15 protein-coding genes and 2 pseudogenes are annotated in these 18,879 nt (G+C 71.0%); 4 read left to right on the forward strand and 13 right to left on the reverse strand.

The window, feature by feature from the left end:
- Positions 1-580: 580 nt before the first annotated feature.
- From GEV28_RS04650 to GEV28_RS04660, 3 genes and pseudogenes are all read right to left on the reverse strand, one after another.
- A complete protein-coding gene (locus tag GEV28_RS04650; RefSeq protein ID WP_291409044.1) occupies positions 581-1,738 on the reverse strand; it encodes an MFS transporter in 1,158 nt (385 codons plus the stop codon).
- A 65-nt stretch (positions 1,739-1,803) separates the two neighbouring features.
- Positions 1,804-3,134 (reverse strand): annotated as a pseudogene (locus tag GEV28_RS04655) (FAD-dependent oxidoreductase).
- A gap of 106 nt (positions 3,135-3,240) precedes the next feature.
- On the reverse strand, positions 3,241-3,609 hold the full coding sequence (locus GEV28_RS04660) for a helix-turn-helix transcriptional regulator (protein ID WP_291408922.1): 369 nt from the start codon (positions 3,607-3,609) through the stop codon (positions 3,241-3,243).
- A gap of 122 nt (positions 3,610-3,731) precedes the next feature.
- Here GEV28_RS04660 and GEV28_RS04665 point away from each other — a divergent pair, with 122 nt between their 5' ends.
- From GEV28_RS04665 to GEV28_RS04680, 4 genes are all read left to right on the forward strand, one after another.
- Complete coding sequence (locus GEV28_RS04665) at positions 3,732-3,965, forward strand: hypothetical protein (protein WP_291408924.1); 234 nt, start codon at positions 3,732-3,734, stop codon at positions 3,963-3,965.
- Complete coding sequence (locus tag GEV28_RS04670) at positions 3,962-5,140, forward strand: M28 family peptidase (RefSeq protein WP_291408927.1); 1,179 nt, start codon at positions 3,962-3,964, stop codon at positions 5,138-5,140. Before GEV28_RS04665 ends, GEV28_RS04670 begins: the two co-directional genes overlap by 4 nt.
- Before the next feature lie 32 nt (positions 5,141-5,172).
- Positions 5,173-6,039 carry a GNAT family N-acetyltransferase gene (locus GEV28_RS04675; protein ID WP_291408928.1) on the forward strand — a complete coding sequence of 289 codons (867 nt, stop codon included), beginning with the start codon at positions 5,173-5,175 and terminating at the stop codon, positions 6,037-6,039.
- Between the two features lie 170 nt (positions 6,040-6,209).
- Positions 6,210-7,382, forward strand: coding sequence for an MFS transporter (locus GEV28_RS04680; protein WP_291408930.1), 1,173 nt, complete (start codon positions 6,210-6,212; stop codon positions 7,380-7,382).
- 109 nt (positions 7,383-7,491) lie between these two features.
- On the opposite strand, the gene GEV28_RS04685 is transcribed toward GEV28_RS04680, so the two are convergent.
- From GEV28_RS04685 to GEV28_RS04730, 10 genes and pseudogenes are all read right to left on the reverse strand, one after another.
- Positions 7,492-8,094, reverse strand: coding sequence for a hypothetical protein (locus GEV28_RS04685; protein WP_291408932.1), 603 nt, complete (start codon positions 8,092-8,094; stop codon positions 7,492-7,494).
- A 22-nt stretch (positions 8,095-8,116) separates the two neighbouring features.
- Positions 8,117-8,944: a helix-turn-helix transcriptional regulator gene (locus tag GEV28_RS04690; protein WP_291408934.1), complete on the reverse strand. Its 828-nt coding sequence runs from the start codon at positions 8,942-8,944 to the stop codon at positions 8,117-8,119.
- A gap of 177 nt (positions 8,945-9,121) precedes the next feature.
- Entirely contained in the window at positions 9,122-10,216 is a 1,095-nt protein-coding gene (locus tag GEV28_RS04695; protein WP_291408935.1) for an ABC transporter ATP-binding protein, read from the reverse strand.
- 9 nt (positions 10,217-10,225) lie between these two features.
- Entirely contained in the window at positions 10,226-11,968 is a 1,743-nt protein-coding gene (locus tag GEV28_RS04700) for an iron ABC transporter permease (protein ID WP_291408937.1), read from the reverse strand.
- A 205-nt stretch (positions 11,969-12,173) separates the two neighbouring features.
- The gene (locus GEV28_RS04705; protein WP_291408939.1) at positions 12,174-13,241 is read right to left on the reverse strand and encodes an extracellular solute-binding protein; all 1,068 of its coding nucleotides are present in this window, start codon (positions 13,239-13,241) and stop codon (positions 12,174-12,176) included.
- Between the two features lie 41 nt (positions 13,242-13,282).
- Positions 13,283-14,641: an MmgE/PrpD family protein gene (locus tag GEV28_RS04710; protein ID WP_291408941.1), complete on the reverse strand. Its 1,359-nt coding sequence runs from the start codon at positions 14,639-14,641 to the stop codon at positions 13,283-13,285.
- A 94-nt stretch (positions 14,642-14,735) separates the two neighbouring features.
- Positions 14,736-16,094: an MmgE/PrpD family protein gene (locus GEV28_RS04715; protein ID WP_291408943.1), complete on the reverse strand. Its 1,359-nt coding sequence runs from the start codon at positions 16,092-16,094 to the stop codon at positions 14,736-14,738.
- Between the two features lie 135 nt (positions 16,095-16,229).
- Entirely contained in the window at positions 16,230-17,048 is an 819-nt protein-coding gene (locus GEV28_RS04720) for an alpha/beta fold hydrolase (protein WP_291408945.1), read from the reverse strand.
- Between the two features lie 11 nt (positions 17,049-17,059).
- Entirely contained in the window at positions 17,060-18,001 is a 942-nt protein-coding gene (locus tag GEV28_RS04725) for an ABC transporter substrate-binding protein (protein WP_367115031.1), read from the reverse strand.
- 477 nt (positions 18,002-18,478) lie between these two features.
- Positions 18,479-18,661, reverse strand: a pseudogene (locus GEV28_RS04730) (GntR family transcriptional regulator); the annotation flags it as partial.
- Positions 18,662-18,879: the final 218 nt, after the last annotated feature.

An 18,879-nucleotide genomic window follows, 5' to 3' on the forward strand; every position in this document is an offset into this window, starting at 1 on the left:
CGAACTCGCCACCACTGGCCGCCGCATACACGGCGAGTTGTTCCAGCGAGTGTCCCTCGTTCTGCCAGGCCGCTCGCGTGAACCCGCGTGCCGTCGCCAGCGGTATGGCTCCGGGGGTGGGGTCCTCGGGTAGATCGACAAGCGGCTCGCACATATGTTCAGTCTACCGAAGACCGTGCGCAATTTCCGTTGTGTGGCAAGGATTTCACCCCATCGGGTCAGCATGCACCCACCGTGTCCGCTCCGACCGCGAGCGGCGGGCCGTGGTCCCGGCCACCAACCTGCCGCTTTCCCGTGGGTTGGCGCGACACTCGGTCTGAATACACGGAAGTGCCTGTCCTGCAAGGGGAAAATCGGGATTGCGACGGTCCGAGGTCTGGCGCAGACCGGTCGGGTGTGGGCTCGAGCGGGCGCTCTCGGCGGCGTTGAGGCCATGGCGACCGCGGTTGGCGGCGCATGGACCCGGGCAAGATCGTGGCCGACCTGGCGATCGCGGTCACGCCGCGCAAGCAGCGGCCGGGGTCGCTGACCGGCGCGTGCGGCGGAGTGCGGAGCAGGTGCCCGATCGGCCCGACGACGTTCATGAGAGTTCCTTGTGGAGCTTGGGAACGGTCAAGTTGGCGAGCGCGGCGGCCACCGCCGCGAGTGCGCCGAGGATCAGGAAGGTCGTGCTGTAGCTGCCGAGCAGGTCGGCGGTCGCGGCGCCGGCGAACGGAGCCAGCGCCATGGTGATCGTCATCGGGGCGGACAGCAGACCGGTGAGGTGGCCGTAGTACCGGCGACCCCAGCGGTCGGTGACCGCGGTGGCCTGCAGAAGGGTGAACACCCCACGCGCCATGCCGGCCACCACCGCGCCGGCGACCAACGTGACCACGGTGGTGAGCACGCCGAGCAGCGCGGTGGTCACCGCGATCGCGAGCAGGATCGCCACCGTCCGGGCGAGCACGCTGGTGCGGCGGACGATCGTGGCGTAGCCGAGCCGGCCGACGACCTGGCCGGCGCCACCGAGCCCCAGCGCGACCGCGGCAACCCCCGTCGAGATGCCGCGCTCGGCGAGCAGCGGCACCAGGTTGATCACCGCGGCGAACGTGGCGAGTGCGGTCAGGCTCAGCGCCACGGCCAATGTGACGAACGCACCGCTGCGGGCGGTCTGCCGCGGATCGGTGTCGACGGGGCCGGGTTCGGGACGTGGCGGCCAGGGCTGGCGCAGACCGAACCAGTGCGCCGGAATCGTGACCACCGCGAGGATCCCGGCGAGCACCAGATAGGTGGCGCGCCAGTCCAGGTGCGCGGCGAGCACGGCGGTCAGTGGGGCGAACACGGTGCTCGCCAGCCCGCCCGCGAGGGTAAGGATCGTGAGCGCCCGCACCGGGTCGGGGCCGTGCCAGCGGGTCAGCGCGGCGAACGCGGGCGGGTAGAGCACCGCCCCCATCGCCACCCCGACCGCCAGCCAGGCGGCGAGGAACCAGGCCAGGTTCTGCGCCGTCGCGACCGCCACCACCGCCGGCACGGCGAGCACCGACCCGGCGGTCATCACGGCCCGCGGGCCGTGCCGGTCGAGATGGCGGCCGATCGGGATCCCGACCAGCGCGGCCACCAGCTGGCTGGCCGACAGCGCGGCGGTGATCGCCGCGGTGGACCAGCCGGTGGCCGCGGTGATGTCGCCTGCCAGCACGGGAAAGGCGTAGTAGAGCACACCCCAGCTGGTGACCTGGGTCGTGCACAGGGTCGCGAGCACCACCCGCTTCCCCGTGCGCGACACCTCCCCCGGCGCGGTGGTCCTCGTGCCGCCGCGCGGACCGGTCACCGCGCCGACGGCGCCGACAAGGTCAGCATCTCCGGCGCCGCAACCGGACCGCAGCAACCACCCGACTGGTCCTGCGCGGGATCGTCGAACACGCCCGCGCCCCCGCACACCCCGGTCTCCGGCAGCACCAGCTCGACCCGCTCCGCGGCCGCATGGTCGCCGGAGATCGCGGCGACGATCGAGCGGACCTGCTCGTATCCGGTCATCGCCAGGAAGGTCGGTGCGCGGCCGTAGCTCTTCATGCCCGCGAGGTACACATCGGGCTCGGGGTGTGCCAGCTCCTTGACGCCGTGCGGGTACACGGTGCCGCAGGAGTGGACGTTCGGGTCGATGAGTGGCGCCAGGGCGACCGGCGCCTGCAGCGTCGCGTCCAGCTCCAGGCGCAGCTCCGAGAGCCACGACAGGTCCGGCCGGAACCCGGCCAGCACCACTACCTGGTCCACATCGGACACCCGCTGCCCGTTGCCGGACAACAGAACGAGGCGTCCTGCGTCATCGCGCTCGACGGCCTCAGTCCGAAACCCCGTCACCACCTGGACATGGCCAGCGGCCACCGAACCCCGCGCGCGCCGGCCGAGCGCGCCGCGCGCCGGCAGCTGGTCGGCATCGCCGCCGCCGAAGGCGTCACCCACGACGCCCCGGCGTAGCACCCAACTGATCCGCGTCCCCGTGTCGGCCAGGTCGGCGAGCGCGACCAGCGCGGTCAACGCCGAGTGTCCACTGCCGACCACCGCGACATGCTTGCCCGCGTACCGGGCCCGCACTGCCAGGTCCGACAGGTCCGGCACTCGATACGAGACCCGATCCGCCGCCGCGTGCTCGCCGAGCGCGGGCAGCCCGTCGCCGCCCACGGGTTCGGCGTGCCCCAGGTCCCCGACGCGTCGACCACGGCCCGGGCATTGACCCGCTCCTCGCGACCGTCCAGCTGTCGGATGTGGACGGTCAACGGCTCGGTGTCCCGGCCGGCGTCGACCACCCGGTCGCGCCCCCGCCGCGCCACCCCGATGACCTCGGCGCCGAACCGGACCCGCTCCCGCAACACGGCGGCGAGCGGCCGCAGGTAGCGGCTCGCCCACTCCTCACCCGTCGGGTAGCCCTCGCCGCCCGGCCGGACCCAGCCCGTGGTCTCGAGCAGCCGGCCAGCAGCGGGCGCGACGAGTTCGGACCAGGGCGAGAACAGCCGCACGTGGTGCCACTGCGCCACGGCCGCACCGGCCTGATCCGCCTTCTCCAGCACCAACGGCTCCAGCCCACGCCCGACCAGCTCGGCCGCCGCCGCCAGACCCACCGGCCCAGCCCCGACCACCACCACGGGAAGCTCCGACATCACTCAACTCCATTCATCGATCCCACTCGATTAACTGCGGCCGACAGTATCGACCATGTTCGATGAACGCAACCATCGATTCGAATCGATTATCGGCCGCGTGCTCCTACGCCGGGGCGAGCCCAGGCGTGTCGAGCAGGGCGGACAGCCGCTCGAAGACCTCCGGCCGTGGCCAGTAGTACACCCACGTGCCTCGCCGCTGACTGTCCACCAAACCCGCCTCACGCAGCACCTTGAGGTGGTGCGAGATGGTCGGCTGGGTCAGGTCGAACGCCGCGGTCAGATCGCAGACGCACACCTCGCCGCCGGCCGAGGTGATCAGCGACAGCAGCCGAAGCCGAACCGGGTCGCCCAGCGCCTTGAACATCCGGGCCACGGAGTCCGCCTGGTCGACCGCGAGCGGCGCGGCCGTCAGCGGCGCACAGCACCCGCCGATCTCGACCCGCACGTCCTCGGCCACATCCTGGTTCGACATACTTCTATATTGACACTCATCGAAGCAACGGGCAAGCTGGCCTCGTGCGGCTGCTTAGACAGCCATCTAATCAGAGCCCTGGACCGCGCCCGCGGTCATCGCATCGACACGAGGAGTGGGACATGAGCACGGACGCGACACCTGGCGGCTTCGTCGGCGACCCCGCCGAGGCCTTCACCCCGCCGGCCGTCGGTGGCTGTTGCGGCGGCACCGTTGCGGCCGGGACCGGCACCGCCGGGACCGGTTCGGCGGCGGGCGGCTGCTGCGGTAGCGCCGAGGCCACCGCCGCGGGCGAGTGCTGCACGCCGGCCGCTCGCACGGAAGCCGTCGACGCCGGTGCCGGGTGCTGCGGATGAAGCCGCGAGTGGGGTCGGCGCCGGTCGCCGACCCCGGCCCGGCCGAGCTCGACGCCGCTCGGATGACCGCCACCGTCTCCCACCTCGCCGCCGACGCGTTCACCGGTCGCCGGGTCGGGACCTCCGGCGGGCGAGCGGCCGCGGACTGGCTCGCCGGACAACTGGCCGAGCTCGGAGCGACGGTGAGCATGGAGAAGTTCCCGGTCGCGGCGGTGCGGGAGCTGTACGCGACGCCAACCCTGCGCTGGTGGGACGAACCGCTCGTCCACCGGCGGGACTTCGCGGAGCACCTTGCCTCGGCCGACCTGCCCACCCCGCACACGGGCGCCCTGGCCATCGAACCGGTGCGCGGGTGCTGGGTGCTGGCCGCCGCGGCCGACCACGACCTCGCCGCCCGGGCCGGTGCGGCCGGCGCCCTGGGGCTGCTGGTGCCCCGCGGTGTCGACGCCGAGGGCTGGATGCCGAAGATGATCGCCGGCCCGCCCCCGCTCGCGCTCCCGATCCTCGCCGTGCGGACGGATCTCCACGCGCGGATGGTCGCCGAGCTGGGCGAGGTGGTCGCGTCGATGCCGTTGCGCACGGTCGCGGCAACCGGCACCAACGTGCACGGCATCGTCGCGAAACCCGCGGACGGGGCCGTGTCGGTACTGCTGACCGCGCACTACGACGGTGTCGGCGACGACCCGGACCAGCGACTGCCCGCCGCCGGCGACAACGCCTCGGGCGTGGCGGTCGTCCTCGAGGCCACGCGCCTGCTCGCGACATCACGACCCGCCGGGTTCGGCCTCGCGGTCGCGCTGCTCGATGCCGAGGAAGCAGGTGCGCACGGCTCCGCGCACCACGCCGCCCAGCTACCCGCGGAGACCAATGTGATCAACATCGACGGCGCCGCCGCGCTCGACGACGCGGCCGCAGTGGAGGCCGGCGGCCCGGCGCAGTCGCTGCTCGCCGCGCTGGACCGCGCCGGCCGCGAGGTGGGAGTGCCGCTGCGCGCCGGGTCGATGGCCTCGGACAACCGCCGCTACGCCGCCGCGGGCCTGCCCGCGATCGGCATCGGCATGGGCATCCCCGGCTACCAGACCCCCGCCGAAACCCCTGACCGCGTCGACCCCGCCACGCTCACCACCGCGGCCCGCCTGCTGGTAGCCACGGTTCGCCGGCTCACTATCGATTGACGCATCATCGATCCGTATCGATAATCGGCGGCATGACGACCACCGCCCCACCCGCACAGGTTCTCCCGGAGCAGGAGGCCGCGACCTACGCCGAGTGGTTCGCCAGCCTTTCGGAGCCGACCCGGGTGCGCCTGCTGCACGTCGTCGCCACCACACCCGGCGGGATCACCGTGGGCGCGCTGACCGACCTGCTGGGCATCAGCCAGTCCACCTGCTCCCACCACGTCCGCAAGCTCGCCGACGTCGGCTTCCTGCTGCTGCACAAGGAAGGCACCAGCACCAGGGTGACCGTCAACCAGGCCTGCTGCGTCGGCCTGCCGCACGCCGCCGACGCCGTGATGGGGCTGCTCGCACCCCGCCCCTGCTGCCCCGCCGACGTGCCGGACGACGTCACCGTCCGCGCGCTCGAGCCCGCCGACTGGGCCGCGGTGCGCCGCATCCACGCCGAGGGCATCGGCACAGGTGTCGCCACCTTCGAGACCGCAGTCCCCAGCCGCGCGTCGCTGGACGCCAGGTGGCTGCCCGACCACCGGTGGGTCGCCGAGCTCGGCCAAGGCGGCACCCGCGAGGTCGTCGGCTGGACCGCGCTGTCCCCCGTCTCGGCCCGCGAGTGCTACGCAGGCGTCGCCGAGAGCTCGATCTACGTCGCCGACGGCCACCGCGGCCGCGGCATCGGCAAAGCCCTCATCCGCCAGCAGGTCCTCGCCGCCGACGAGGCCGGCCTGTGGACCCTGCAGACCGCGATCTTCACCGAGAACCGCGCCAGCATCGCCCTGCACCACTCGGCCGGCTACCGCACCGTCGGCGTGCGAGAGCGGATCGCCCAGCTGGGCGACACCTGGCACGACACCGTCCTCGTCGAACGCCGCGCCGACTCCGTCGCCGGCCCCGCCTGCTGACCGTCGCGTGAGGACGCCCCGAGGAGAGCGGAGTGAAGGTCGTGGTGGACGACCTCGAGCACATCGTTCGTTCATGACGAGGGTGCTCCGACGATGACTCGGCTCCCGCGACGGCGTCGGTGATGGCGTCCAGCACCGGCGGTCGGCGGTCGTGGAGCGTCCCGGCATGGGTGCGGCGCCCTCGAGCACAGTCGCTCGCCTATCCCGTACTGCTCATCCTGAGCGCGGTCGACTCCGCCGGCTACAGCGTGATCGCCCCGACCCTGCCCACCCTGGCCGAGCGCCACCACGCCGGCCCCGCCGTCATCGGCGCACTGGCCAGCACCTTCCCCCTCACGATGATGGTCGGGTTCGCCGCCGCCGGACGCCTCGTCCGCGCCGGCCGCACCCGCACCACCCTGCTCACCGCCATCGCGCTGGCCGCGGCCGGCGCGATGCTGTTCGCGACCGCACCCGGGCTCCCCGCGCTGTTCGCCGCCCGCGCCCTGATGGGCCTGGGCTCCGGCGGACTCTGGATCGGCGTCACCTTCGCGACCCTGGCCTACTGGCCCGGCCAGGAGTACCTGTGCATGAGCCGCATCTACGCCGCCTACTCCGCCGGTGCCCTCCTCGGCCCGATGCTCGGCGCACTCGGCGGCACCGCCGCGCCGTTCCTCACCTACGCCCTGCTGCTCGCGATCGTCGCCCCCGCCGCGGCCGCCCTCCCGAAGCCGGCGGCCGACCAGTTCCACCCCGACCGCGCCGCGCTGCGCACCCGAGGATTCTGGGTCTCCGCCATCGGGATCATGCTCGCGATCCTGGCCACCGGCGCGCTCGACGGCGTCCTCCCCCTCCACTTCGCCGACCGACTCTCCCAGACCGGCATCGGCCTGACCTACCTCGGCGTCGGCGCGCTGATCGCGATCGGCTCCGCCGCCGCCGGCCACCAACCACCCGCCCGCATGCTCATCGCCGGCGCAGCAGCCATCACCACCGGACTCACCCTCACCGGCGCCACCACCACCTACGCCCCCTGGGCAGCCGGCCTGCTCCTGATCGGCCTCGGCGCCGGCGCCGCCCAAACCGGCGCCACCGGCCTGCTCCTGGCCGCCGTCCCGACCAACCGCATCGTCACCGCCATGGTCGTCTGGTCCCAACTCGGCATCCTCGGCTACCTCGCCGGCCCCGCCCTCGGCGGACTCCTCGCCCAACACCTCGGCTACGCAGCCCTCGGCCTCCTCCCCGCCGCCACCCTCGCCCTACTCGCGTTGGTCGCCGGATCCACAAAGGTCTCGTCCGCTGCTCGGACTCCACATCCGCCGCCCGCGCCACCGCCTCGGCGTCAGCCGCCCGGTCATCGATGATCGAGTAGTAGGTGGTGACCGTGGTCCCGCCACCCGGTACGAGGACGAACCGGCGCCTTGCCAGCAGAAACCTGGATCCGCCGATATAAGCAACAGACTTCGCGGAACGCTAGCGCCGGTGGCAACCGACGCGCACCGCGGTGTCCCAGGTCTGCCCGCTGTCGGTCGTCTCCTGTTGCAGCCATTCGAACGCGTGCGTGGTGATACCGGCGAACACGTCGCGACTTGTCGTGCCGGTGCTGAAGTACAGGTCGCCGCCCTGCTGGTGACCCGGCATCGACTGGGTAACCGGGCCGAACCCGGCGACGTCGCTCGCGCCGACGAAGCGCCACTCGCCCGCCTGCGGGTCGTACAGCGTCAGTGCCTGCGAATACAGGTCACGGCCGAGCGGGCGCAGCGGCGGCACCAGGTCCTTCTTCGCCTGGTAGTACAGGTGCTCGACACCGAAGCCGCCGACGCTGTACTTGAATGCCCAGGTCGACGGGAAAGCCGAGGAGCCGTCGTCGAAGCGGAGCGCGCAGCTCCACACGCCGACCAGCCGGGCGAACAGCCGGTTCTGCGCGGGCGCGGCGAGCGCCGGATGGCCGAAGCCGCCGGCGAGGAACTGGCGGATCGGGGCGGGTAGGCCGGGAGTGGCGCTCGTGGTGGGTGCCCCGCCGACAACCAGGGTGGCGACCACCAGCAGCGCGGCCGTCAGGTGACGTGTTCTCACCGGGCCAGCATCGCCGGACGTGTCACGTCGAGGCTTGTACTTTCGTGCTCAGTTCGGTCCGGAGCCGCCCCGGCGTGGTGTTCGCGTGCCGGCGCACGATTCGCGTGAGGTGTGCCTGGTCGGTGAAGCCGTACCGCGCGGCAAGCGCGACGAGGCTCTCCGCTCCACTGGTCAGGTCCTCCAGCACGGCCCGGACCCGCAACTCGTTGCGGTAGTGGGTGAGCGTGCGCCCGGTCACCCGGCGAAACGTCCTGCTCAGATGTGCTGGCGACGCGCCGACGAGCGCGGCCAGATCCGGCAGTCCCGCGGTCAGGTGCCCGCCGGACAACGCGTCGAGCACGGAGTCGGCCAGCCGCCGGTGTGCCGCCTCGGTGCCGGGCCGGCGCCCGGTCGGGACGTCTTCCCTCGGGGACAGCGAGCCGAGCAGGCCGAGCAGGCGTTCGGTGATCTCGAACCGGTCCGCTCCGCGCGCGCACGCGGCCAGCATCGCCCGGTGCCGCACGTCGAACTCGGTGTCGGTGCGCAGTCGCCAGTCGACGAGGTCATGCAGGTGCTCGTCGTGGGCCTCGCGCGTCAGCCCGATCAACGTGACCCGCTGCGTGCCACCGGCCGGGTACGCCCACCGCTCCTCCACGCCGTGCACACTGACCAGACCGCCGCTCGGGTCGATGACCGCGTCCTGGCCGGCGGCCTGCCGGCGGAACGCGCCCGCACGCACCAGGATGACCGCGTATCCCTCGTCGGCGGCGACCGGGGTCCAGCGCGGGGACCCGCCAGCACACCCGATGTCCTCGACGATCATGCTGTCGGTGTTGGCGAGCCGGCGCCTCGCCAACACCCGCTCACTCATGACCGCATGATCGCACTTTCCCAGCCGGCCCGGCCACAACCCTCCGCCGAAGCGGCTCGCCGGGCTCCCGGTCACCACGATCCTCGTGGCCCGCGACCCGGTCCTCGCCCGCTTGACGTCGTCCACCATCGCACTCGGCCGTCCGGGCCGCCGCCCGGCCGAGGTGGCCGCGCGGGGTCAGGGCCGGCCGTCGTCGGACACCAGTCGGCATCGCGGGATCGGGATGGTCACCGACACGGCCTCGCCGGGCGCGAAGTTGGTGCTGGGTGGGGTGATCACCCGGATGGTCCGGTCGGAGGTGGCGAGGCGCAGCACGTAGTCGCGTGCGTGACCGATGTAGGCCTGCCGGGCCACGGTTCCGTGGAGCATGTTGTGGTCGCCGCGGACGGCCGTGCCGGTCGCGGTGAGGGTGGCGTCGTGCGGCCGGAACGCGATGGTTACCTTCGCCCCGGCCGATATCGTCGAGTCTGCCGGCAGCCGCAGGGTCTCCGGGCACTCGGACAGCTCGACGGCGTCGGGTCCGGCCGCGGTGGCGGGCAGCAGGTTGACGGGGCCGATGAACCCGGCGGCGAACGCGGTCCTGGGGTTCTCGTACAGCTCTTCGGGTGAGCCGATCTGCTCGATCCGGCCGCCGTTCATCAGCGCGATCCGGTCGGAGGCCACGATGGCCTCGGAGATGTCGTGTGTGACGTACACGGTGGTGATCTTGAACTCGTCGTGGATCCTTCTGATCTCGAACCGCATCTCCTCGCGCAGCGATGCGTCCAGGTTGCTCAGCGGCTCGTCCATCAGCAGCACCCGCGGCTCGACGGCCAGCGCGCGGGCCAGGCCGACCCGCTGCTGCTGGCCGCCGCTGAGTTGTCCGGGGTAGCGGTCGGCGAGGTGGGCCATCTTCACGACCTCCAGCGCGGCCAGCACCCGCCGCTTGGTCTCGGCGGCCGGGAGCTTGCGCAGCCGGACCCCGTAGGCGACGTTGTCGAACACCTTCTTGTGCGGCCATACGGCGTAGCTCTGGAAGATCATCGACATGTTCCGGCGCTCCGGCGGGACGAGCAGCGTGCTGTCGCGCGAGAGCGTCCGGCCGTCCAGCTCGACGGTCCCGGACGACGGGTTGAGCAGCCCGGCGATCATGCGCAGCGTGGTCGTCTTGCCGCAGCCGGACGGTCCGAGCAGGGAGACGAACTCACCGGCGCGTACGCTCAGGTCGATCCCGTCGACCACCAGGATGTCGTCGAAGTCCTTGCGCAGCCGGGATATCTCCAGTCCGTCCACAGTGGTCCCTCAGTTCGTCCGCATGTTCACGATGTCCTTGCCGATCACCCGGTAGCCGATCCCGACGATCACCAGGGTGACCGCGAGCAGGAGGATGCCGACGACGGCGGCGTCCTCGTACCGGCCGTCCCCCTGCAGGTCCAGCAGCACGATCGAGAGCACTCTGGACTTGGAGGTGTAGAGGAGCACCGAGGCGCTCAGCTCGTGCAGCGACACCATGAACACGAGGATCCAGGCGGACATGATGCCGCCTTTCATCAGCGGGAACACGATGCGGGTGAGGGTGCGGGTCCGGGTGGCGCCCATGATCCGGCTGGCGTCCTCGAGATCGGTGTCCAGCGAGCTGATCGCCGAGCTGGTGTTGATGTAGGCGTAGGGCAGGAACTTCGTCACGAAGGCGATGAACAGCACCCAGATCGTGCCGTACAGCACGAACGGCGGCCGTGCGTAGGTCATGAACAGGCCGACGGCGAGCACGAGGCCCGGCAGCACCACGGGCGCCATCGTCAGCACCGGCAGCACCTGGTGGCCGCGGACCAGGCGCCGCGAGGTGACGTAGGAGATCAGCGCGGCGAGCACGGCGGCCGCGGTCGCGGCGAGGATGGCCAGGGTGAGGCTGTTGAACAGGGCCGAGCGCGCCGGCCGGTAGTCGAACAGCACGTAGGTGAAGTTGTCGAGGGTCAGGTTGGACAGCCCGAAGCCCTGCCCCCAGGACTTGGACAGGGCCACCCACAGCAGCACGGCCACCGGCAGCACCAGGGACACGACCACCAGAAGCCAGCAGTAGCCGAGTGCCAGCCATTTCCACCTGCCGAGCGCGACCGGCCGCCGGCCGCCGGACTTGCCGGTCACCGTCACGTAGCTGCGCCGGCCGATGAACCGCCGTTGCAGCCAGACGAGGATCAGCGTGATGACGAGCAGCGGCATCGACAGTGCCGCGGCGAGCTCGAGGTGCTGCGGGTACTGCAGCAGGGCGTAGATCTGGGTCGTGATCACGTGGAAGCCGCTGGGGATGGCGAGCATCGCGGGTGGCCCGAACACCGAGATGGCCTCGAGGAACACCAGGATGAACCCGCCGAGGATCGCGGTGGTGACCAGCGGGATGGTGATGCTGACCGCGACCTTGCGCCCGCTGGCACCGAGGATGGTCGCCGCGTCCTCGGAGTCGGCGGGGATGTTCTCCAGCGCCGTGGAGAACAGCAGGAAGCACAGCGGGTACATGGACATGGTGATGACGAAGATCAGCCCGCCGAGGCTGTAGATGTCGACCGGTCCCTGGGCGGCGCCGGTGATCGCGCGGTAAGCCCGGTTGAGCAGCCCCGCGTTCGGCCCGGCGAGCAGGATCCAGGCCAGCGCGCCGAGGAACGACGGCAGCACGAAGCTGCCCACGATGAGCGTGCGGATCGTCGTGCGGTGCGGCATGTCCGTGCGGGCCACCGCCCACGCGGCCGGGGCCGCCAGCAGGATGCACAGCACGCCGACGCACCAGCCGATGAACAGCGACCGGCCGATGGCGCTGAGGTAGCGGTCGTCGGACAGCACCGTGGCGAAGTTGCCGAGGGTCAGCCCGCCGCCGCCCTCGACCCGCGTGCTCAGGACCAGCAGCCAGCCGAGCGGGGGGAGGATCAGCACCGCGAGGACCAACCCGGTGACGACGGGCAGCGGGTAGCGGTGCAGGGCCGACCTCGCGCGGGAGCGCAGGCCGGTCCCCTCGCTGTCGTCGCGCAGGTCCGGCGCCGTCATGGTGGCCATCGTCATCCTTCCTGCCCGGTGGTGATCCCCTCCTCGTGTGGCTAGCGTCCCCCGCCGGGAGTCTGTTGCTTGAGTCGGTGAGTCCAGGTTTCTGCTGGCAAGGCGCCGGTTCGTCCTCGTACCGGGTTGTACTCGGGCGGACCGGCAACGCCGCCAGCAGGACGCTGGGCCGGCGAATCAAGTGACGAACTTCCGGCGGGGGACACTAGACCCCGAACACCTTCTGGAAGTGGGTGACGATCTCGTCGTGCTTGGCGGCGAACTCCGCGGGGTCGACCACGTAGAGGTTCTGGTCCCCGCTGGTCGGCGGCACGTAGCCGGCCGGGTACGTCACATCGTCGCGGAACACCGTGCGGGACGCGTCGGCCATGATCTGCTGGCCCTCGCGCGACAGGATGTAGTCGAGCAGCTCGCGTGCGGCGTAGGGGTGTGGCGCCTGCTTCGCCACGCCGACACCGCCACCGGAGGTCGGCACGCCCTCCGTCGGGTAGACGGCCTCGACCGGCGCGCCCTTGCCGTCGGTGTAGAACCCGGCGTCGTTGACCACGACCGCGACCTTGCGTTCGCCGGAGATGACCGCGGCCATGCTGTCGTGCACGGACTGGTTGATCAGGGGCTTGTTCGCGGCGATCTTGTCCATCAGGTCGAGGCCCAGGCCGGGGGTCTGGGACCAGAAGAACGGCACGATGGCCGCGCCGACGCTGTAGCCGGGGTGGGAGATCGCCAGCGCACCGCTCCACTTGGGATCCGCGAGGTCGGCGTAGCTCTTCGGCGCCTCGGACTCCGGCACGAGGTTGGTGTTGTACACCATCCAGAACCGGTTCGCGTACGGCACGTAGTAGGCCAGGTCCTCGTCGTAGTAGGCCTTGTCGAAATGCGACAGCTCGGCCGAGCGGTACGGCGCGAGTAGGTCCCGCTTCTTGAAGTCGACGAAGTTCCCCTCGTTGCCGGTGTAGATGACGTCGGCCAGGTGCACCTCGGCGTCGCTTTCCTGGAGCAGCCGGGTGGCCACCTCCTCGCCGCCGAGCCGGATGGCGTCCACCGAGATGCCGGTCTTCTTCTCGAAGCCGGCCACGATCGTGTCGACCAGGCTCAGCTCCAGCCCGGCGTACCAGACCACCTCACCCTCGTCCTGGGCGAGGGAAAGCTGGTCGTCCTGCCGGTCGACCTCGTTGGCGCCCGGCTCGGGCGCCGCCTCGCCGCAGCCTGCGGCCACCAGCACGGCCGTGCACAGCAGGGCTCCCAGGCGTAACCACCGGTTGCGCAATCTCATGTCGTCGCCTTTCTGGAATGGGAAGAGTGGGGCCGGCTAGGCTAGGCGAGCAGCGCGACGATGTCCCGGACATCGCCGACACCCTCCAGCCGGAGGATCAGGTCCTTCGCCTGCTCGGTCCGCGAATCGTCCAGCGGCTTCGCGCCCGCCGTGACGCAGTCCCGGTACCGGTCGACCAGCTCGTCGGTCGTCTGCGGGTTCGACCCGTGGCCCTTCGCCGCACCGACCGGCTTCGACCGCAGGACCTCGCCGCCGGCGAGCTCGACCTCGACGTGGCAGTCCTTGCGGTCACCGTTCAGGTCCACCTCGATCCGGCCGGCCAGCGACCGGATTCGCGGGTCGGCGAGCGCCTCGTCCTCGAAGTGGCGCAGCCGAAGGTCGCCGTCCACCGCCACGCAGGCCACCACCCACGGCAGGCTGAACTGGGCCTCGACGTGGCTGCGCGGCGCACGCCGGTGCTCGGCCGGCTCGCACATGATCTCGGCTCGCGGCGTTGCGAAGACCGTGATCCGGGCGAGCTCCTGGCCGGGTTCGACGCCGAGGGAGCGCAGCGCGTCGAGCGCGGGGTGCGCCACCGCGCCGCACGGGTAAGCCTTGTAACCCAGCCTGGTGCCATGGAAGTCCGCGCCCAGATCGTCCACGATGGACTCCTCGTCGACCTCGAGGCCACCGAAGTGCAGCCGGAACATCCCGTACCTGCCGGTGAGGAACTCCGCGGTGCCGGTGGCGCCCAGCTTGGCCAGCTGCGCCGCGCTGATCCCGTTGCGGACGCCGAACCCGCTCTGCATCCGCACCCCGAGCACCCCTTCCACCTGACCCTGGAAGTTCCCGCACGCCTGGGCGTAGGCGAGGCCGAGCGCGTTGGTCAGCCCGGGCCCGGTCAGGCCGAGCACCTTCCCGGCCGCCATCGCCGCGCCGAACGCGCCGAAGATGTAGGTGCCGTTCCAGCCACTCTCCAGCAGGCCGTGCACCGAGCGCACCAGCCTGGCCTGCACGTCGGTCGCCGAGGCAATGGCAGCGAGCAGGGTCCTGCCGTCCACGCCACCGACCAGCTCCGCGGTGGCCAGCGCCGCGGGCACCACCGAGGTGCCGATCGCGTAGCCGTGGCCGTCGTCGATCCACAGCTTGTCCTCGTACTCCAACGCCTTGGCGAAACAGCCGTTGACGAACCCGGCGACGCTGGCCGGCAGCCGGTCGCCGACGCCCAGAACCGTCGCTTGTGGACTGCCGCCGAGGTCGCCGGCGAACCGCAGGATCAGGTCCGAGCCCTCCGCCCCCGACCCGGCGACCGAGGTCCCCAGTGTCCACAGTGTCTCCCGCCGGGCCGCGTCCACCGCGTCGGGCGGCAGGTCGTCGTACGACACACCGGACAGAAAATTGATGAGTTCCTTCTCCAGCATCCTGGCGACTCCGCTCTTCGGGCTCTCGGATGGACCGCGGCGACCGCGGGACGTGCGGAACGGGGTGCGACAGGGCGTGCGGTAGCGGGCGCGGTCAGGTCCGTGGTACGAGCAGCCGAGTCAGCGCGCTCAGGTCGTCGACGCCGTCCAGCCCGGCGATGACGTCGGCGAGCTCGTCCACTTGGGCCGGTCCGAGGTCCTCGTCGACCATGCCGTGGCACTTGCCCACCAGCTCGTCCCAGGTAATGTCCCCGGCGCGGCAATGGCCGTGCGGCCAGCGCACGTGGCGGAACAGCTCCCTGCCGTCGGTGGTCCGCAGGGTCACCGCGGCTCCGCGGCCCCGGTGGTTCTCCCGGTCCATCTCGGCGTCCGCGGTCAACGTCATCGTGTCACCGAGCCGCTTGACCTCCGGGTCGCGGAGGTTGTCCTCGTTGTGGGCCTCGGCGAAACCGAGCTTCCCGGCGATCATGGCCACCGGCAGCATCACCTGCGCGCTGATGCTCGGCATCCGCCTGCCGTCGACCACCTCGACGCACTCGGTGGTGGCGCGAACATCGATGCCGGCGATGTCCGCGGTCCGCAGCCCGTGGTCGCGCATGAGCCCGAGGGTCGCCTCGATCTGGGCGTGGATCGGGTACCCGGCCGAGTAGAACTTGAAGTTGACGTCCATGACAGCGAAGTCGGTGCCGAGCCCGGCCAGGAGAACGCCGGCCCGGTCGTGCCCGCCCCATGCGGCGAGGACGCCGTGCTTGGCGCCGAACACGTCGTCGTTGCCCTCCATACCCAGCTCTGCGAGCACCGCGGCGGTGACCCCGGCGTAGGCGCCGTGCCCGTAGGTGAACGACTTGCTCAGGTGCTCGCGCTCCTCGAAGAATGCCGCGAGGCTGATCGCCTGGCACGCGGTGAGTGCCCAGGCGTGCCGGTGCTGGTCCGCCGACAGGCCCAGCAGCCGGCTCGCGCCGGCCGCGGCCCCGAAGGCGTGCAGGAAGTCGGTGTGCACGTGCCGGGTGGTGAGCAGGTGGTACCGCCCGCCGACGGTGTCCACGAGCCGGGTCGCGAGGTCGTAGCCGAGCACGAGCGCGTTGAGCAGCTCGCGGCCCGATGCCCGCTGCTTCTCCGCCACCGCAAGGCACGTCGCGACCAGGGTGGCCCCCGGATGGCCCTCGGTGATGTGCGCGCCGTCGAGCTCGTCGGCGTGCCCGGCGGTGCCGTTGGCCAACGCCGCGAACGCACGCGGCGCCCGGACCGCGGTGCCGGCCACCGTGGCCTCCTGGCCGCCGCCGAGCGAGGCGACGTACCGGCCGAGCAGCTCGCCCGCCGGCAACCGCCGGCCCAGCACCATGCAGCACAGCTCGTCGAGAAGCACGCCCTTCGCGCGGAGCACCGCAGCGGCGGGCACCGCCTCGTACCTGGTCGACACGCAATAGTCGGCCAACTCTGTCGACAGTGACATCGCGGTACCTCGGTTCAGCCGCATCGCCTGACGGTGACGATATATCGTAGATTATAGGGTGTCAAGAATGATCTGCTCTGCGCCTACACCTCGCCGAGCTCATCCCGATCCGGAGCCGCGGGCCGCACCCGGGACTCAGGAGCTGTCCAGGGACTGCCAGAAGGTCAGGGCCTCGGTGACGCATCGGTCCGGGGCCAGGAGGTTCGCGCCGTGGCCGTAGTCGTCGAAGACCACGGTGCGGGCGTTTCGCAGGCGGGAGGCCGAGGCGATCTGTTGTTCGGCCACCCAGCCGCTGGCGCCGCCGATCAGGAGCAGGGTCGGGGCCGCCACCTCCTCGATCCGGTCGGCGATGCTCACCCGGCCGAAGCAGTTCGTCAGGCCCGCCGCCACGTGGACCGGGGTGCGGCCCATCTGCTCGACGTACCAGGCGACCAGCCTGGGGTCGGCGTGCCGGGTGTCCAGGCGGTAGTCGATCGTCTTCGCGCACCATTCGGCCACGCCGTACTTCTCCAGGGCGGCCGCCGTGCTGGGCTCGCCCATCGGGTACACGTCGTCGTGGATGCGGCGCGGGATGTGGGTCGGGGCGTCGCACAGGACGAGGCTCGCCACCCGGGACGGGTCGGTCAGGGCGACCATCATGCCCAGCAGGGAGCCCGAGTGCTCGCCCACCCAGTGGACGCGCTCCAGCCCGAGGCCGTCCATCACGTGCAGCAGGTCGGTCGCCAGGTTCGCCGCCTCGAACTCGAAGTCCTCGGGCGGCACGGGTGAGTCGCCGCAGCCGCGGATCTCCGGGCGGTAGACCCGGCGCTGGTCGGCGACCCTCGGCACCCAGCAGTCCCAGAAACGCGCGTTGCGGCCGAACCCGTGCACCATGAACACCGGCACCTCGTCCGCCCACGGCCATCGGTAGTCGTCCACGAGGCAGTTCAGCTCCGCGCCATCCGGAAGCGTCACCGTCGCCATGCTCACCGTCCCTTTGCGAGTGCCTTGGTCACGAAGTCCGCCGGCACGATGTCGGCGTAGTCGAAGTCCGCCGTCGAACCGTTGCCGCGTTCGAAGTCGGCCAGCACGTCGAACGACTCCTCAGTGATGAGCGGCGAGTCCGGGATCACCGGCAACACGTCGACGAACGCCGCGTCGAACGCCTCCGGCTTCATGTCCGGGAAGGACTTCCGCACGATCTCCTTGCACTCGTCCGGGTTCGAGTCGAGGAACTCGAACGCCCGCTGCAGCCCGCGGATGACGCCCTCGAACCGCTCCGGCTGGTCGGCGAGTTGCTTCTTGGTCGTCGAGCCGATCAGGTACGGGTAGTCCTTGAGCCCCGGCACCTCGGACGGCCGCATGAAGAGCGCGCCGGTGCCCTCGAACTCCGCGGTGACGCCGACCGGCGGTGATCCCGCCATCACGTCGATCTTCCCCTGGCGCAGGGCGGCCATCTCGCCTTGCGGGTTGTTCAGGGCGGTCATCGTGGTGTCCTTGTCCGCGTCGAGGCCGTACAGCTTGAGGACGTGGCGGTAGAACCGATCCATGGACCCGCCCGGCGTGTCGTAGCCGAGCCTGGCGCCGCGCAGCGCCCGCACCTTGTCCTCGATGGCCGAGTCCGCGGTGATCCCCCGGTCCTTCAGGAAGTCGGCCCGTCCGGTCAGCTCGACCGAGTAGCCGAGCCCGACCGTCACGAGCAGTTGGAGCGGGGCGCCCTGGGTGATCGGCTGGATGACCGACGGCCCGCCGGTGAAAGCCATGAACGAGTCGCCCTGGATCATCGACGCGAGCGCGGTCGGCGCCCCGTGCTGGATGTTGACCAGGTCGACGTCGAGGCCCTCGTCCTTCCAGAAACCCTTCTCCAGGGCGACATGCGGTGCAGCGAAGTTGATGGTGTTGCCGATGACGATGGTGACCGGGGTCAGGGATCCGGTGCTCTCGGCCGAGTCCTGCCCACAGGCGGCTAGTACTACAGGGCTAGATCAACTTCTGCCGGCCCGAAGCTCGCTGGTCACGGTCGTGTCCGGTGGTTGGCTCCCCGGGCATTGCCGCAGGTCGCGCGAAGATCTGTCCCTGGAGCACTAGTGGGAATGATCACCAGCCGGACTCGACGGCGTACAGCTCCAGCTTCGGGCAGGCGGCGCAGCGGTACGCCCCGATGTCCAACCGCTCTCGCCCGAACGGCTCGACCCGCCGAGGATGCCGCTGACACGGGCCGTGGGGTGGGACGACACGCGTCCATCCCACCCCACAGGTCAGTCACCGGATTGACGTTTGGTGATCTCTTCGTTCAACAATGCGACCAGCTCACGGAGCCGCCTTGCATATTTGCGCTCGTACTCGTCGGGGTGGTGCTCGTATCTGGCGACCAGGTCTTCGGCTGCCCGCACAAGGATTTCGGTGACCTGCCCCTCCCCTTCCAGGATCTTGAGCGCTTCACGCACCGGAACCCGGCTGACGCCCAGCCGCTCCGCCACCACGTCCTGCACGATCTGCTGGCCCGGCACGAGCTCGCCGGACACGATCGCGCGCCGCAGTTCGTTCAGGACCGCTTCCTGAGCGGTGGGGGGTCGCCGGAACGCCACTGTTGGTGTACCTCCCTAGTCGCCTACTGCATCCGCGGGCACAGGTCGTACCGGTTCGAGCACCGTCTTGATCGCAGACATCACGTCCTGCTGACGGTCACGGCCGGCCCGGTTGATCCAGCAGACGCGACCGTCGCGCAACTCCTCGACGACCGAGTTGGGTGACCCGAAGCAACCGGCCCGGCACGTTTCACCATCTGGACACGAAGAGTTACTAC

Origin of the sequence: Actinophytocola sp. (genome assembly GCF_009379765.1) — a bacterium.
In the GTDB taxonomy this organism is placed as follows: domain Bacteria; phylum Actinomycetota; class Actinomycetes; order Mycobacteriales; family Pseudonocardiaceae; genus Actinophytocola.